17 protein-coding genes are annotated in these 16,411 nt (G+C 28.7%); 16 read left to right on the top strand and 1 reads right to left on the bottom strand.

The features are described from left to right. Positions 1-278 precede the first annotated feature (278 nt). The 16 genes from ACWW38_RS02525 (at position 279) to yhbY (ending at position 15,134) form a co-directional block, all read left to right on the top strand. Entirely contained in the window at positions 279-1,091 is an 813-nt protein-coding gene (locus ACWW38_RS02525) for a ferritin-like domain-containing protein (RefSeq protein ID WP_456259253.1), read from the top strand. 73 nt (positions 1,092-1,164) lie between these two features. Continuing rightward, positions 1,165-1,800, top strand: coding sequence for a hypothetical protein (locus ACWW38_RS02520; RefSeq protein WP_456259252.1), 636 nt, complete (start codon positions 1,165-1,167; stop codon positions 1,798-1,800). 1,105 nt (positions 1,801-2,905) lie between these two features. Beyond that, positions 2,906-4,678: a M3 family oligoendopeptidase gene (locus ACWW38_RS02515; protein WP_456259251.1), complete on the top strand. Its 1,773-nt coding sequence runs from the start codon at positions 2,906-2,908 to the stop codon at positions 4,676-4,678. A gap of 74 nt (positions 4,679-4,752) precedes the next feature. After that, the gene (locus tag ACWW38_RS02510) at positions 4,753-5,166 is read left to right on the top strand and encodes a bacteriohemerythrin (protein WP_456259250.1); all 414 of its coding nucleotides are present in this window, start codon (positions 4,753-4,755) and stop codon (positions 5,164-5,166) included. A gap of 178 nt (positions 5,167-5,344) precedes the next feature. Beyond that, on the top strand, positions 5,345-6,067 hold the full coding sequence (locus ACWW38_RS02505) for a murein hydrolase activator EnvC family protein (RefSeq protein ID WP_456259249.1): 723 nt from the start codon (positions 5,345-5,347) through the stop codon (positions 6,065-6,067). 3 nt (positions 6,068-6,070) lie between these two features. Continuing rightward, the gene (locus tag ACWW38_RS02500) at positions 6,071-7,018 is read left to right on the top strand and encodes a site-2 protease family protein (RefSeq protein WP_456259248.1); all 948 of its coding nucleotides are present in this window, start codon (positions 6,071-6,073) and stop codon (positions 7,016-7,018) included. 78 nt (positions 7,019-7,096) lie between these two features. Next, positions 7,097-8,959, top strand: a complete 1,863-nt coding sequence (locus ACWW38_RS02495; RefSeq protein ID WP_456259247.1) for a TIGR03960 family B12-binding radical SAM protein — start codon at positions 7,097-7,099, stop codon at positions 8,957-8,959. Then, on the top strand, positions 8,943-9,641 hold the full coding sequence (locus ACWW38_RS02490) for a TIGR03936 family radical SAM-associated protein (RefSeq protein WP_456260400.1): 699 nt from the start codon (positions 8,943-8,945) through the stop codon (positions 9,639-9,641). Before ACWW38_RS02495 ends, ACWW38_RS02490 begins: the two co-directional genes overlap by 17 nt. 121 nt (positions 9,642-9,762) lie before the next feature. Next, on the top strand, positions 9,763-10,389 hold the full coding sequence (locus tag ACWW38_RS02485; protein ID WP_456259246.1) for an exonuclease: 627 nt from the start codon (positions 9,763-9,765) through the stop codon (positions 10,387-10,389). A gap of 18 nt (positions 10,390-10,407) precedes the next feature. Beyond that, positions 10,408-11,850, top strand: coding sequence for an Rne/Rng family ribonuclease (locus tag ACWW38_RS02480; protein WP_456259245.1), 1,443 nt, complete (start codon positions 10,408-10,410; stop codon positions 11,848-11,850). Positions 11,851-11,972: 122 nt separating this feature from the next. Further along, the gene (gene rplU, locus ACWW38_RS02475) at positions 11,973-12,284 is read left to right on the top strand and encodes a 50S ribosomal protein L21 (protein ID WP_456259244.1); all 312 of its coding nucleotides are present in this window, start codon (positions 11,973-11,975) and stop codon (positions 12,282-12,284) included. Positions 12,285-12,286: 2 nt separating this feature from the next. Next, the gene (locus tag ACWW38_RS02470; protein ID WP_456259243.1) at positions 12,287-12,613 is read left to right on the top strand and encodes a ribosomal-processing cysteine protease Prp; all 327 of its coding nucleotides are present in this window, start codon (positions 12,287-12,289) and stop codon (positions 12,611-12,613) included. 3 nt (positions 12,614-12,616) lie between these two features. Continuing rightward, positions 12,617-12,919: a 50S ribosomal protein L27 gene (gene rpmA, locus ACWW38_RS02465; RefSeq protein ID WP_456259242.1), complete on the top strand. Its 303-nt coding sequence runs from the start codon at positions 12,617-12,619 to the stop codon at positions 12,917-12,919. A 52-nt stretch (positions 12,920-12,971) separates the two neighbouring features. Next, on the top strand, positions 12,972-13,514 hold the full coding sequence (locus tag ACWW38_RS02460; protein ID WP_456259241.1) for a Spo0B domain-containing protein: 543 nt from the start codon (positions 12,972-12,974) through the stop codon (positions 13,512-13,514). A gap of 41 nt (positions 13,515-13,555) precedes the next feature. After that, on the top strand, positions 13,556-14,830 hold the full coding sequence (gene obgE / locus ACWW38_RS02455) for a GTPase ObgE (protein ID WP_456259240.1): 1,275 nt from the start codon (positions 13,556-13,558) through the stop codon (positions 14,828-14,830). Between the two features lie 10 nt (positions 14,831-14,840). Continuing rightward, on the top strand, positions 14,841-15,134 hold the full coding sequence (gene yhbY, locus ACWW38_RS02450) for a ribosome assembly RNA-binding protein YhbY (RefSeq protein WP_456259239.1): 294 nt from the start codon (positions 14,841-14,843) through the stop codon (positions 15,132-15,134). A gap of 33 nt (positions 15,135-15,167) precedes the next feature. On the opposite strand, the gene ACWW38_RS02445 is transcribed toward yhbY, so the two are convergent. Beyond that, the gene (locus ACWW38_RS02445; RefSeq protein ID WP_456259238.1) at positions 15,168-16,319 is read right to left on the bottom strand and encodes a GerAB/ArcD/ProY family transporter; all 1,152 of its coding nucleotides are present in this window, start codon (positions 16,317-16,319) and stop codon (positions 15,168-15,170) included. Positions 16,320-16,411: the final 92 nt, after the last annotated feature.

Here is a 16,411-nt window from a genome sequence, read left to right as displayed (position 1 = left end):
GCCTCCTATGAAATTATACACATAATATTTATATTTATTAATAGCTATATTATTACACAAATAGTAATTATTAGATAAATTTAAAGAATTATAATTTTATAGAGCATTAAAAATAGGCTTAAAGTAATAATGTAAAGTTTTAAATGAATAGAAAATGAATATTAATCCAAAATAGAATCTTATTATTAAATAACTAGAATAAATTACATTAAGTGTTACAAGTTAAGACATTAAATCATATTATATAGGGGTATTAAAGTTTAGGAGGTAAATTTTTAATGGCATACGTAAGAAACTATATGGGAGATTATAATATGTATTTACAACAAAATGATTTAATGCAGTCTTTATTGTTAATAAAGAGTTCAGTTAAAGGTGAAAGAGAAGATGAAATGTTTTACGATTACTTAATAAAATTAGCTCCAACAGAGGAGGAAAGAGAGATTATTAAGTCAATAAGGGACGATGAAAGAAAACATAACTTAATGTTTAGAAAGATTTATAAGGAATTTACAGGTGAAGAGATTAAAGATGTAGACAAAGAAGAGTTTATAAAACCTGAATCTTATATTGAAGGAATTAAAAAGGCTCTATTCGGCGAATTAAAAGCTGTAGAAAAGTACAGAAAAATAAGACAAGGACTCCCATACACTCAATACAGAGATATGTTATTTGAGATTATAACTGATGAAATAAAACATGCAATAAAATATAATTACATTTTGAATCTAAATTCTACACCTAAAAAGTATAAGAAAAAAATGAGAGAGGATTTTGCAGCTAGAATGGAAGAAGTAAGTAATTCCTTTACTGAAAAGAGTGAATATGCTTTAGAAAAAGTAAAAGAAAAACTAAAAGATGAAAACATATTAGAAGAAATAATTATTCCAGGAATCATGATGGGAATAAGAAGTGTATATTTTGCAGATAAAAATGATGACACATCAGATCTTAAGGTGGACATAAAACAAGATATATTAGTTAAGTATGTTGCTATTCTTGTAGCATATATATTGGAAAAAACAAAAGATAAATTTGACTTAGAAGACTTATTTGAAAAATTTATAATACCTCAAGTTTTAAAGAGTTAAATAGTAGAAAATATAAATTAAGTTGAATAATTAAGATAAAACTTGACCATAATATCTACAGAGGAGTGATATTATGGGAAATAAGAAAGTAATTTCAATAGGATTTATTTTAACCTTGATTCTATTTTTTACTGCAGGTTATTTTGTAGGAAAAAATATAGATTATAAAGAAAAAAAATCTGCAAAAAATCAAACTTCTGATTTAACTATAGATGTAAGTGGTTATAAAATTGATAATAAAAAAGCTTTAAATAAGTTAGTTACCGAAGGATCTGAGATTTTCTTTGGAATTCAATATAATGACAAGTATATTATTGAAAGAAGTAAAACTGCAGAAGAAGAAAAATTAGTAGGGAAAAAGGGAGTAGACCTAGAATCAATATATAGGGACCAAGGATATATTTTAAAGGATATATCAGATAAAAAAGTTGAAATGGTAAGGAAGCCTTTGGTGTATCTTCCTAACAGATACGTAATTTTAGCTGAAAATAATGAAATTGTAATTGCTAAAAGTGATTCCAATGGAAGTATCCTAGATAAGGATGGAAATATAATAAATAAAGAAGGTACAGGAACTAAAATTAACAGTTTAAGAGTTCAAGATATAATTAACATCATAAAAGGCGATAAATCTATGCAGTTTGAAAGTATTGAACAATTAAATGATGGTATTAAAGATTTTGATATAAAATATGAAATGCCCGAGTAAGGGCATTTCATATTTTATTATAGATAATGGGAAAAAAACGGCGGCCTTTGTAATTGCAAAATAAGGTACTAAAAATCGAGGGTGTATAATTCAACAGAGAATGTTCTAAGGCTTGCCCAAAATTCTCTTAATGAATTATACACCCTCTTACTTTTAGTACATTAAATTGAGTAAATTAAGGCCGCTATTGATTATACAAAACATATATTAAGAGATACAGTAATAATAACTATTTAGACTATGGTTAATTTAATAACCAATGTAAGAATTATATCAATTGGCTTACTAAAAAAACGCAAAGCTCTTAATCCGATAGGGTGTCAGAGTTTTAGGCGTAGCCTGTTGAAGTTATACTAGTATTTTCTAATTACAATTAATTAAGGTATATAGAATTGCTACCCAGTTGTATAAATATTAAGGAAACAGTTAGTATTAATCATGATATTAGCTTAAAGATGTCAGGTTAAAAAAACTTGCTAGTCATTGAATAAAAGATAGGTTATCTTATAGAGTTTATAGGACGCTTTGTTTATAGATTGTTTTGAAAAATGCCACCATGTTAACGCATTTATTAAAGGTAATTTTTTAAGCTATATTCAACAATATACACTTAGTAACTTTACAGTGTGGCTACGCTAGGCAAAATTATCATTTTAATTTTTGAAGTCCTCATAATATTTACTATAGTCTTTTTATTTGCAACTAATTAAGGCATGTAAGATTACTGGCTAGCATATATGTATCAATTGAAGAAACTTTGAAGGAATAGTTAGTAGTACTTAAGGCTGCTGTTTTAAAAATCTGTAATTGTGCTCAAGGACGAGCACAGCCCGCTCCCCGGCAGGACGTCGGATGGAGCGGGGTAAGATTTTTAAATAAAGCGGTCTTTAGTACTACTTTATGAGCAGAAGGTTTCTCAATGATACATATATGCGTTGGCCAAGTAATCTTATATGCCGATATTTTTACTTGGCCACGTTTAAATTGTAAATAAAATTTTACAAATATGAGTAACATACAATAAAAATAATATGATACAATTGGTATGTGAAAAAATTACTATTATAGTAAATGAGTGGGGTGGAGTTAAAAAGGAGGGTAAAATATGAGTTCAAGATGGAAATTAGATAGGTTATATACGTCTTTTGATAGTAAAGAATTTAAAGAGGATATGGAAAAGTGTAGGCAATATATAGCTGACCTTAATAGTTGGGTAGATGAAAGTGTTGCTAATTACAGTGATCCTAAAAGAAAGTTAGAAGATTATATAGGATTTAATACAAAGATTTTAGAAATATCTACAAAACTATTAGCTTATTCGCAACTTACTTTAAGTGTTGATACTAAAAATGTAAAGGCTATGGTAAGCTTAGAATCTGTGGAAGCTGGACTTTCGGAGCTAGCAGAACCACATGCTAAGTTTGAAAAGTGGATTTCAGGGGTTCAAGATTTAGATTCAATAATAAAATCTTCAAATTTATTGATGGAACATAAGTTTTATTTAGAAAATATAGTTGAAAAGAGTAAATATCTTTTAAGTGATAAAGAAGAATTAGTAATAGCTAAGATGAAAAATACGGGATCTAGTGCTTGGACTAAGCTTAAAGATTTAATTACTTCTACTTTATTAGTGGAAATAGAAGTTGATGGAGAAAACAAGAAATTGCCTTTAAGCTTAGTTAGAAACATGGCTTATGATAAAGATTCATCTATAAGAAAAAGGGCCTATGAAGCAGAACTTAAGGCTTATGAGAAGATAGAAGATACCGCGGCAGCTTGCTTAAATGGTATAAAAGGCGAAGTTATAACTCTAAATAAGCTTAGGGGATATAAGTCACCTTTAGATGAAACTCTTTTAAATTCAAGAATTGATGAAGAAACACTAAATGCTATGTTAACTGCAATGAAAGAAAGTTTTCCTTCCTTTAGAAAATTTTATAAGAGAAAGGGAGAACTTCTAGGAAATAAAAATGGCCTTCCATTTTATGATTTATTTGCTCCAGTTGGAGAGGGGAATATGAACTTTAACTATGATGAAGCTAAAAAGTTTATAATTGAAAAATTTAGAAGTTTTAGTGATAGACTTGCAGACTTTGCACAAAGGGCTTTTGAAGAGAAATGGATTGATTCAGAACCTAGGGAAGGAAAAGTTGGAGGAGCCTTTTGTGAAAATATACATCCAATTGGAGAAAGCAGAATAATGTGTAATTTTAGTGGAAGCTTTAGTGATGTAGTTACAATTGCACATGAACTTGGACATGGATATCATGGAGAATGCCTGAAGGATGAAACTATATTAAATAGTAACTACCCTATGCCTATAGCTGAGACTGCATCCACATTTTGTGAAACAATTATAAAGAGAGCAGCTATAAAAAATGCTTCTAAGGAAGAGGCTTTTACAATTTTAGAAAGCGAAATATCAGATTCTGGGCAAGTAATAGTAGATATATACAGTAGATTTTTGTTTGAAAGTGAGCTATTCAAAAGAAGGGAAAGCGGTTCTTTAAACAATGAACAGTTAAAAGAAATTATGATTAATGCACAAAAAGAGGCTTATGGAGATGGACTTGATTTCAGTTATCTTCATCCTTATATGTGGGTGGTAAAACCGCATTATTATTATGCTGATACAAACTTTTATAATTTCCCTTATGCATTTGGATTATTATTTTCAAAAGGACTTTACAGCGAATATTTGAAAAGAGGAAAAACATTTATAAAGGACTATGACAATCTGTTAAGTGTAACAGGAAAGAATAACCTAGTAGATGTAGCGAAGCTTATGGATATAGACCTTCATTCAGTTGACTTTTGGAGGAGTTCTTTAAAGCTAATAGAAGATGATATAAATAAGTTTGTAAATTTAAGTGTGTAAAATTCTAATATTAATTTATTTTATATAAATTAATTATAATATTTTATTTATAAAAGTTGATTTGGGGGGAGCTTATGTTTAGGTGGAAAGAGGATTATAGCTGTAATATTGCAGAAATTGATATTCAGCATAAAAAGTTATTTGAATTAGGAGAAAAAATATACGATATTGTTTCAATTAAAGATGGTTTTGATCATTATGACAAAATAATGAATGCATTACTTGAGCTTCAAAAGTATGCAATATATCATTTTGAATATGAAGAAAAGCTTATGAAACAATATGAGTTTCCAGAGTTAGAAAACCAGAAAAAGGAACATAGGGAGTTTGTAGATAGCGTAATTGAATTGGGAAAAAAAGATATAGATGAAAACCAACATAAGATATCTATGGATATATTATTATTCATTGCTAATTGGATAGAAAAGCATATTTTAAAATCAGATATGGGATATAAAGAATTTCTTAATTCCAAAGGTGTATTTTAATTTTATAAGAGTTTAAAAAAAGGTGAGCAGCAATTTGTTAGGAGATTGCTGCTCACCTTTTTTATCCTATGGGAATATAATATTTAGGCTTATAAATTTTAGTTTATTCTTTACATAATGTAATACAAATAGAAGATTTTAAATATATATTATAGTGATAAATTTGAGGAGGGATATAATGGGACACTATAATTCGGAGTATGAAAGTTATTATAATTCTATTATAAATAAAAGAAATAGCAGTAATAATTATTTTAGAGGGAGCCAAGGAAGGGAAAAAAATAAAAATTGGATAGTAAGAAGACTAATTCAAGAATTATGTGGAGTTTTAGTCATGGTTATATTTGTATTAGTTTGCAAGTTTATAGTAACTCCACAAACTGTATCTGCTTATAAGTATTCTAAAAATATTGTAAATAGCAATTATGATTATAAAGGTTTTATAAATAAAGTAAAAACAGTTGATACAAGTGAGAATATACAAGATAAAGCAGTTGAATTAATTGATAAGGTAAAGTCTAATTTTACTGGAGGAGAAACAATAAAAGAGAAAATAAGAGATAAATTTACACTACCAGCTAATGGAAACATTATGAGTGAGGAAGACAATGGTATTGTTATCTCAACTAATTTAGATGGAAAAGTTTCTGCAAGCTTTGATGGTAAGGTAAAAGAGTGTGGAGAAGATGCTAAGTTAGGAAAGTATATTTTAATTGATCATGGGGAAGGTTTAGAAACTGTCTATTCCAATTTGGACAATATAGTAGTTAATGAAAAAGACATAGTTAGAAAGGGAGAAGTTATAGCAGAAAATAAAACTCAGAAAGAAGCTGTACATTTTGAAGTTTTATTTATGGGTCAAAACAAAGGATTAGAAAGAATAGTAGGAAAAAAAGATTAGAATATGGAAAAAAGACAGGAGTTAATAATAAAAGTAAGTAAATTATTTATTCCTTATATTATATTACTAATTATAATTGGATTTAAGGGGAAAATTATAGTTTCATTTTTACTAGTATTTTTGCATGAAATAGTCCATTACACTGTTGCTAGAAAATTAGGGTTTAAAGGTTTTGATATAGAAATACTTCCTATAGGAGCAGTACTTAGATTTAAGGATTTAGATGATGCTGATCCAAAGGAAGATTTAATTATATCATTAAGCGGACCATTATTTAATCTGATTTTTGCATTAGTAGCATATTGCATAAATATTATATGGCCTAACCATTATTTGCATACATTATATATGAGTAATCTAGCGTTGGGAATATTTAATTTTATTCCAGCTTTTCCTCTAGATGGTGGGAGGATAGTAAGAGATATATTGTCACTAAAAACTTTTTATAAAAGAGCTAATAAAATTACTGTAAAGTTAAGCTATTTTATTGGGGGATTAATAACCTTCTATTCTATAATACTAATATTTGTTGATAGACGAAGTATTAGTACTATGATTATAGGCTTTTTTATAATAGTTGCATCGTATAAAGAAAAGGAAAGGATAGTTTATTTGATTATGGGAGACATAGTTAAAAAGAAATATAAATTTATTAAAAAAGGGTATATTGAAAATAGAAGCATATCCATATACTATAAGAAAAGTTTATTAGAAGCGCTAAGTATTGTTGATAAGAATAAGTACAATATATTTATAGTATTAGATAGTGACATGAAAGCCGTAAATGTAATATATGAGGGAGAACTTATAGAGGCAATTAAGATATATGGGAATGTTACCATAGAAGAATATTTAAAAACCATAGATGAAGTTGATAAGATGGATAAGTTAGCTAAAATTACAATGGAGGAATGGAATGAGTGGAAGTGTGGAGAAAATAGAGATGTATAGTAAATTGATTTTATTTTTATGCTAGTATATGATAAAATGTAGTAACGTAACTATAGGTGTAACATAGGAGGAAATTCGATGAATAAAATTTCAGATGATATATTGCACAAGGTTGAAAAACCTGCAAGATATACAGGAGGAGAATTAAACTCATTTTTAAAAGATAAAGATAATGTAGATATAAGATTTGCTTTTTGTTTTCCAGATGTATACGAAGTTGGTATGTCACATTTAGGAACGAAAATATTATATTATATTTTAAATCAAAGAGAAGATACATTTTGTGAAAGAGCCTTTGCACCATGGCCAGATATGGAAAAGTTAATGAGGGAAAATGACATTCCTATGTATACTTTAGAAACAAAGGATTCATTAAGTGAATTTAATTTTATTGGATTTACACTGCAATATGAAATGAGCTATACAAATATATTAAATATGTTAGATATGTCAAGGATACCTATAAGAGCTTCGAAAAGAGGAGAGGATGATCCAATTGTCATTTGTGGAGGTCCTTGTGCTTATAATCCGGAACCACTTTATGATGTAGCTGATATATTTGCCCTAGGAGAAGGCGAAGTTCAGCTCAATGAATTGCTTGATTTATATAAAGAATGTAAAAAGCTTGGCTTAAATAAAAGTGAATTCTTAAGGAAAGCTACTAAAGTAAGAGGAATATATGTACCAAGCCTTTATGATGTGACTTACAATGAAGATGGAACAATTAATTCATTTAAACCTAAATATGAAGATGTTCCTGAAAAAGTATATAAAGCTATAGTTAAAGATTTTAATGAAGTTAACTTTCCAGATAAACTTTTAGTTCCTTATGGAGAAATAGTTCATGATAGAGTAACTATTGAAACCTTTAGAGGATGTACAAGAGGCTGTAGATTTTGTCAGGCTGGAATGGTTTATAGACCAGTTAGAGAAAAGAGTACTGATAAGTTAATGGAACAAATAGATGCTCTTTTAAAGGCTACAGGATATGAAGAAGTTTCATTGGTATCTTTAAGTATTTGTGATTATTCTGATATACAAAATTTAATTAGATCAATAATACAAAAATACAGTGATAAAAAGGTAGGGGTTTCATTACCTTCTATAAGAATAGATTCCTTTGCTGTAGATTTAATTAATGAGATACAAAAGGTAAGAAAAACAGGATTGACTTTTGCTCCAGAGGCAGGATCTCAGAGAATGAGAGATATAATAAATAAAGGTGTAACTGAAGAAAATCTTATGGATTCTGTTTCCAGTGCCTTTAAATCAGGATGGTCTACTATAAAATTATATTTTATGATTGGACTTCCTTATGAGACCTTAGAAGATGTTGTTGGAATAGCTGATTTAGGAGAAAAGGTTGTTAATGAATATTATAAAATACCTAAAGAGCAGAGGAAAAAGGGGTTAAAGGTAACTCTAAGCACATCCATTTTTGTACCGAAACCTTTTACACCATTCCAATGGGCAGCTCAAGATAGAATGGAAGCAGTTAAAGAAAAAATAAAACTTCTTAGAAGCTCAATAAAGAGCAAGGCAATCGTTTATAATTGGCATGAATCCCCTGTTAGTTACACAGAAGCTGTTCTTGCCAGAGGCGATAGAAAGCTTTGTGATGTAATAATAGAAGCCTTTGAAAATGGTGCTAAATTTGACGGATGGGGAGAATATTTCAACTTTGATACATGGATAAATGCAATGAAGGAATGTGGAGTTGATGGTGATTTTTATGCATATAGAGAGAGAAGCTATGATGAAATATTGCCATGGGACTTTATAGATATTGGAGTATCAAAAGAGTTCTTAATGATAGAAAACGAAAGAGCAAAAAAAGCAGAAGTTACTCCAGATTGTAGGCTAGGATGTAATAACTGTGGAATGAATACAAGTGAAAACTTTAAAGAGGGGACGTGTTTTGAGAATGCGATACTTAATTAAGTATACTAAAAAGTCCGATATTAAATATGTGGCCCATTTAGAGTTGATGAGGACTATACAGAGAATAATAAGAAGATCAGAACTGCCTGTTAAATATTCACAAGGCTTTAATCCACATATGTCATTGTCAATTGCTCAACCTTTAGCAGTAGGGGTATATTCTAGAGGTGAATATATGGATGTAGATTTTAATGAAGAATTAGATGAAGAGTTTATAAAAGAAAAATTAAATTTAAGTTCAACTGATACAATAGAATTCTTAGATGTAAAGAAAATAAAAGAAGAAGATAAGAAAGTACCTCAATCTATGGCTGCAGTTGAAGCAGCTAGATACATATTAAAATTAAAATGCACCGATATAAAAGATATACAAAAAGATATACACTTATTAATAGATATGGAAGAATGGAAAATTATAAAAAAAGGTAAAAAGGGAGAAAAAGAAGTAAATATTAAACCTTTAATAAAAAGTTTTAAATTTAATTTACAAGAGAACTCTTTAGTTATTGATACTACAGTGGCATGTGGAAGCAAATCTAATTTATCTGCTCAATTACTAGGTGAATATATAAAGAACAATATTGATGGCATAAATAAAGATGCATTTATCAGTATAGAAAGACAAGATATGTTTGCTTATAAAGAACAAAAACTTGTGCCTCTTAATGAATATTTAGGATAAAAATACAGGCCATAAGTATAGAAAAATCTATATTTGTGGTCTTTAAATTTTAATTTGTGAATATATAGGATATAATTATATAGTAATAAAATATATAATTTTAAGGAGAAGAACTTAATTAATGAGCTTTTATCTAATGAGAAGTGATAAATTTATTTTTATTCCTTATAATTTATTAGCAATAGATTTTGAATTTATAACTACTAAAGTTATTAAAAATAAAGCTAAAAAATACATACAGGAGATTGTAGAAGTAGGTTTAATATTTAGAACTGAAAATTTAGTAGAAGAATATAGCGGAATTGTTCGTCCAAGATATTTTTTAGAGAGCAAGAATAAATATAAAAACAGTACTTACTCAGAAAAGTTTGATTATAAAGAGATAGAAAATGGAATGGATTTAGAACAAATATTTGAAAAAATTAATAAAATATATATTCCAAAAGAAACAGTCTGGATATCATGGGGAAAGGCAGAGTATGATGCATTAAAAAAAGTGTGCAGAGAATATGATATTGCAATTCCTCTTCCTAAAGAAGATCATTTAGACTTATCAGTAGAGTTTAAAGAGTTTTATAAGTTAAATCAAAATGTATCTTTAGATAAGGCACTAAGCATACTTAATATTTCTATAGAAGAAAGGCATAAAGCATTACCGGATGCTAAAGCACTTATGGACATAATAAACAGGATGTTTGCGGATGGATATAAAATAGATGATAAACAGCTAAAATATTTAGAGTATTAGTAAAATGAGGTGAATTGTTTGGAAGAAATTTTTATTGAAAGGGACAAAGAAATTTTAAGAATTGCCCTTAGAGAAAACGGAAGATTAAAAGAATGTTTTATTGAAGAGGAAAGTGAAGAACCTTCCCCAGGAGAGATATACAAAGGAATAGTAAAGAATATAGTGCCAGCTATAAAGTGTGCATTTATTGATATAGGATTTAAGAAAAATGCCTATATGTATTTACATCGTAAGTTTAATAATGAAAATATTAAAACTGGTGACGAAGTAATAGTAGAAATAATGAAGGAGCCTATTGGAGAAAAAGGTCCTAAAGTTACTAGCCAAATCAGTATTCCAGGAAGATATGTGGTTATAGTAACATATAACAATGAGATAAACTTTTCTAAAAAAATAGAAGATGATGCTGAGTTTGTCAGCTATGTAAATCAGAGTATACGTAAACCATCTGACATAGGAATTATGATAAGAACTAATACTGTAAATGCAAATATAGAAGATATAAACAAGGAAATAGAGGAACTTTATGAGCAGTATAAAAGAATAATTAGAGAAGGTAGCTATTCAATAAAACCTAAGTTAATATATAATGGTGGAAGTTTAGGAAAGTTATTAATTGATATATTAAGTGAGAATACAGGACGAGTAGTTGTAAATACAGAGGATGACTATGATAATGTTAAAGGATTTTTAGAAAATAAATCTGACTTAAATTTAACTTTAGAATTATATAAAGAGAAGCAGAATTTGTTTAGTTATCATAATATTGAAAAAGAGATATTAGCGCTTAGAAACAGTAAAGTAGTGCTTCCAAGCGGTGGAAACATAATTATTGAAAAAACAGAAGCTATGTACGTGATAGATGTAAATTCAAGTAAGAACGTAAAACAAAGCTCCATTGATAAGACTGCTCTATTAACAAATCTTGAAGCGGCTGAAGAAATTGCCAGGCAAATAATGCTTAGAAATTTAAGCGGAATTATAATTATTGATTTTATAGATATTGATAACTATGAAAATAAAAAGAAAGTATTACAAGTTTTAAAAGAAAGCTTTAAATATGATAAGAAAAAGACAGTAATATATCCATTTACACAACTTAATCTAGTACAAATTGCTAGAAAAAGAAGAGGTAAATCTATATATGATTATATAGAAGATGATTGTGAGGTTTGCCATAGTAAAGGTAAAAAATTAAAGCTTACATATATAAATAACCTAATAAAAAATGAGATTATTAAAATAGGCAATGAGTATGAAATTAAAGATATATATATAGAAATTGATGAAGTATATAAGAAAGATATTCTTGGTGATGTTATAAAGTTTATAAATGAAATAGATGCTCTAGATAAGAAAGTATATGTAAATTTCATGAGCAATCTAGAGAGCTTTAAGGTTGAAGCACTACTTTTTGGAAGTCAGGTTAAAAAGTTTGAAAATATCAAAATATATGGATGACTTTTTCTTTACAAAAGAATTCCTATATGATACAATGGCATTTGTAAACCGCACGCATAAGGTTTTAAATCACAAATTTTGTGTACCGATGGTGGCGAGACTCTTATAAGGAGGTGTTCTTAATGTACGCTGTAATTAAAACTGGTGGAAAACAGTACAAAGTTCAAGAAGGAGACGTTTTATTCGTTGAAAAGCTAGATGCTGAAATAGATTCAAACGTTGAATTAACTGAAGTTCTTGCTGTAAACAAAGATGGAGAGTTAGTAGTTGGATCTCCAGTAGTTGAAGGCGCTAAGGTTGTGGCTAAAGTACTTAAGCAAGGAAAAGCTAGAAAAGTTATCGTGTTTAAATATAAGCCAAAGAAAGATTCAAGAAAGAAAAATGGACATAGACAACCTTACACTAAATTACAAATAGAAAAAATAGAAGCTTAATTATGACTAGTGTTATTTTTAAGAAAAAAAATGAAAAGCTGATAGCTTTTAAAATAGAAGGTCATGCAGGGTTTGATGACTTTAATAAGGATATAGTATGTAGTGCAATATCTGCGATTTCACAAACCACTTTAATTGGCATTCTAGAGGTTTTAAAAATTCATGCAGAATATAGCGTGGAAGATGGCTTTTTAAGTGTAAGTATAGAGAAGAAATCCATGGATGATATCGAAAAATGCCAGGTTTTACTTCAAACTATGTTACTTGGACTAAAGAGCATGGAAATAAGTTACGGAAATTTTGTAAATGTAAAAGAAGAGGAGGTGTAGTGAATGTTACTAATGAACCTTCAATTATTTGCTCATAAAAAAGGAGTAGGTAGTTCTAAGAATGGTAGAGACTCTGAATCTAAGAGACTTGGAACAAAGTGTGGAGATGGCCAATTTGTTCTTGCAGGAAATATTCTAGTAAGACAAAGAGGAACAAAGATCCATCCAGGAGTTAACGTTGGAAGAGGTGGAGACGATACTCTTTTTGCTAAAGTAGACGGTGTAGTAAAATACGAAAGAGTTGGAAGAGACAAAAAACAAGCAAGCGTTTATCCTGTAGAATTAGTAGAAGAAGTAGCTGAATAGTTAAAGGCACCCAATTGGGTGCTTTTTTAAAATTCATTAGTGGGGGAGTAAAATGGATAATTTTCATGAATTTGTAGATAAATATAGAAAACAAAGACATGATTTTATGAATGACATACAGGTTATTTATGGATATTTGCAGCTTAATAAAAAAGATGAATCAATAAAATATATAGAAAAGATGGTGGGACAGAATAAAAGTATAAGCAAGATGTACGCTCTAGGAGATTATAATTTTGCTTTTTTTATGGAGGAGGTATTGGGAAGACTCTGGAAAAGTGAATCTATAGTAGAATTAGATGTGGAAATAGACTCTTTTTCTAAAGAAGTATTCCTAAATGAATACAATAAAAAAATTAATTTAGTAAATAATATAATTAATGAATTAGAAAATAACAAATGCAAATTTGTATATATATATATTTTTGAAGATGAATTAGGAGAAAGCTTATTAATATCAAACAATGAATCGTGCGTTAATGAATTAGATTGGATGGAAGATTGGGAAAGTTTAAATACAGAAGTACAAGATATAGATGTATATAAGTACACAGATAGAGAAAAAATTGCTTATAGGTTAACGTTTACTAGTTAATATATAAATAATTAAATATATAATTAAGGTAAGGTGATTACATGTTTATAGATACAGCTAAGATATTTGTAAAGTCGGGCAATGGTGGAAATGGTTGTATTTCATTTAGAAGAGAAAAATACGTTTCACTTGGAGGACCTGATGGTGGAGATGGTGGAAATGGAGGTAATGTAATACTCCAAGCTGATAGAAATTTAACTACTTTATTAGATTTTACATATAGAAAAAAATACTCAGCAGATAATGGTGAAGATGGATCAGGATCAAAGTGTTTTGGAAAAAAGGGAGAAGATTTATATATAAAAGTCCCAATTGGAACAATAGTTAGGGACGTAGAGAGTAATAAAATAATGACGGATTTAGCTCATGATGGTGATACTTATGCAGTGGCAAGAGGAGGAAAGGGCGGAAAAGGAAACTACCATTTCGCTACTCCAACAAGACAGGCACCTAATTTTGCTGAGCCAGGTATGCCAGGAGAAGAAAGATGGATTTCATTAGAAATTAAATTATTAGCAGATGTAGGACTTATAGGATTTCCGAATGTAGGAAAATCAACACTGTTATCTATGGTAAGTAAGGCAAAACCTAAAATAGCAAACTATCATTTTACTACTTTAAAGCCTAATTTAGGGGTTATAAAGGTAGAAGGAGCTCCAGCTTTTGTAATGGCAGATATACCTGGATTAATAGAAGGTGCATCAGAAGGAGTTGGACTTGGATTTGATTTCTTAAGACATATCGAAAGAACTAGACTTTTAATACATGTAGTTGATATATCTGGAATTGAGGGAAGAGATCCTGTTGAAGATTTTAAAAAGATAAACGATGAATTAAAGAATTACAGTATCAAATTAAATGATAGACCTCAGATTGTAGCTGCTAATAAGAGTGATATGTTATATGATCAAGAAGTTTTTGATAATTTTAAAAGTGAACTAAATAAAATGGGATATGATAAAATATTTAAAATATCAGCTGCAACAAGAGAAGGAGTAGATGCATTAATAAAAGAAGCAGTAAAAATGCTAAGCACAATTGAAGTGAAGGAATTAGAAATAGATCCAGAAGATATGTATATTGAAGAAGATAAGAAATTTACTTATGAAATTCGTATTGAAGATGGAGTTTATAATATAGAAGGAAGCTTTGTAGATAGACTTCTTCAAAGTGTAAATGTAAATGACCCAGACTCATTGAGATATTTCCATAAGGTATTAAAAAATAAAGGCATAATGGATGAACTTAAAGAATTAGGAATTCAAGATGGAGACATAGTAAGACTTAATGACTTCGAATTTGAATTCTTATTATAGGAGGAAATTTATGATAACTAGTAAACAAAGAAGCTATTTAAGAGGACTTGCAAATACTATTGAACCAATCTTCCAAGTTGGTAAAAATGGAATTGATGAACCTTTTTTAAAACAAGTTGAAGATGCTTTAGAGGCAAGGGAGCTTATTAAATTAAAAGTTCTTAATAATAGTGGTATTGAAGCAAGAGAAGCTTCAGATATTATATGTGAAGAAGTTAAATGTGATGGAGTTCAAGCTATTGGCAGCACATTTATTCTATATAAAAAATCAAAAAATAAATCAAAGATTGAATTGCCTAGATAGCAAAAATAATAGGAAGGTAGAGATACCTTCCTATTATTTTTGTTTAGGTATAATAAGAGACATATTATTATTTTGATTAGAGTTTTCTTTAGTATCTGTGTCTTTCCTAGATTTATTGTCAGCTTTTTTAATATAATAAACTGTAAAAATAATCCCAGGTATAATTATGAAGTTTATTAAAGATATATAATTGTAATAGATTAGAAAGTTTAAAAACTTAAAGCTGTTTTTCTCTGCAAAATAGGAAATGACAAATACAGATACTGAAATAATACCTATGGATGATTTTTTTGATTTAATATTAAAAGCTTCTAGTAATTTTAATAGTGCATAAAAAGTTATGCAATATTTTATAAACCAGCCACCTACTATTTGAAGCATTACAAATAATTCCCCGCTTTCTAAAAAATCAAAGTGCTTTACTAATTGGGTTTGCAATAGTTTAGGGTAATATATAGTTACAGCTCTTTTATAACCAAAAGTAGTTATTACGCCTATAATTGAGTAAATCTCCATCTGAAGCACAATAAGAAGTCCTACTATAGAACCTCTTATTATATTTTTTTTATCAAATACTTCATTTAAATAAGGAAAAGTTATTCCAACAGCAGAATACATTCCAAGAGACTTTATAGTAGCAATTATCATATCTTTATTGAACCCATATTGTAAAATTGGATATAAATATTTATTCTCCTTATATTTTGCTGTGAGTACACCTAAGTTTATCCCAGCTAACATTACAAATACTATTCCTACTATGGTGATTAGTATAAGAGGTCTAAGACCTTTACTTACAGCATAACCTGCTGAAATTACGAAAAATAGAAGTATATACCAAGGAGGAGTCTCTAAAAGCATATTTTGGTGCATAGAATTAGCTTCTATAGCAGAACTTTCTATTAATGTTAAAAACATAGTAAAAGTAAAGAACACATAAAATATGTTACCTAAGGTACTTCCTAGAGCAGAGGTATATATTTTATGGACATTATAAGAATTAGTTTTTAAGCAGATTTTTAATATATAAATATAAAATATGAATACTAGTATAGAAGCTATTAAAGTAGCTATCCAAGCATCTCTTTTTCCGTAATTAATAACTATATTAGGATATGTTTTAAATGAAACTATACAAGTTCCTAGTATTATAAATAAAAATTGTTTCGAATTAAATTTGTCCATATAATCCTCCTGTGCTAATGTTTTCAACATAATGATATTATTTCCTATGATTATTAGTATCTCTATAAATAAAGAATAATATTCCCCCTCTA

The sequence above is a fragment of the Clostridium sp. JNZ J1-5 genome, assembly GCF_053901425.1.
Note: the sequence above shows the minus strand (reverse complement) of the source record. Positions and strands in the feature narration are given on the sequence as shown.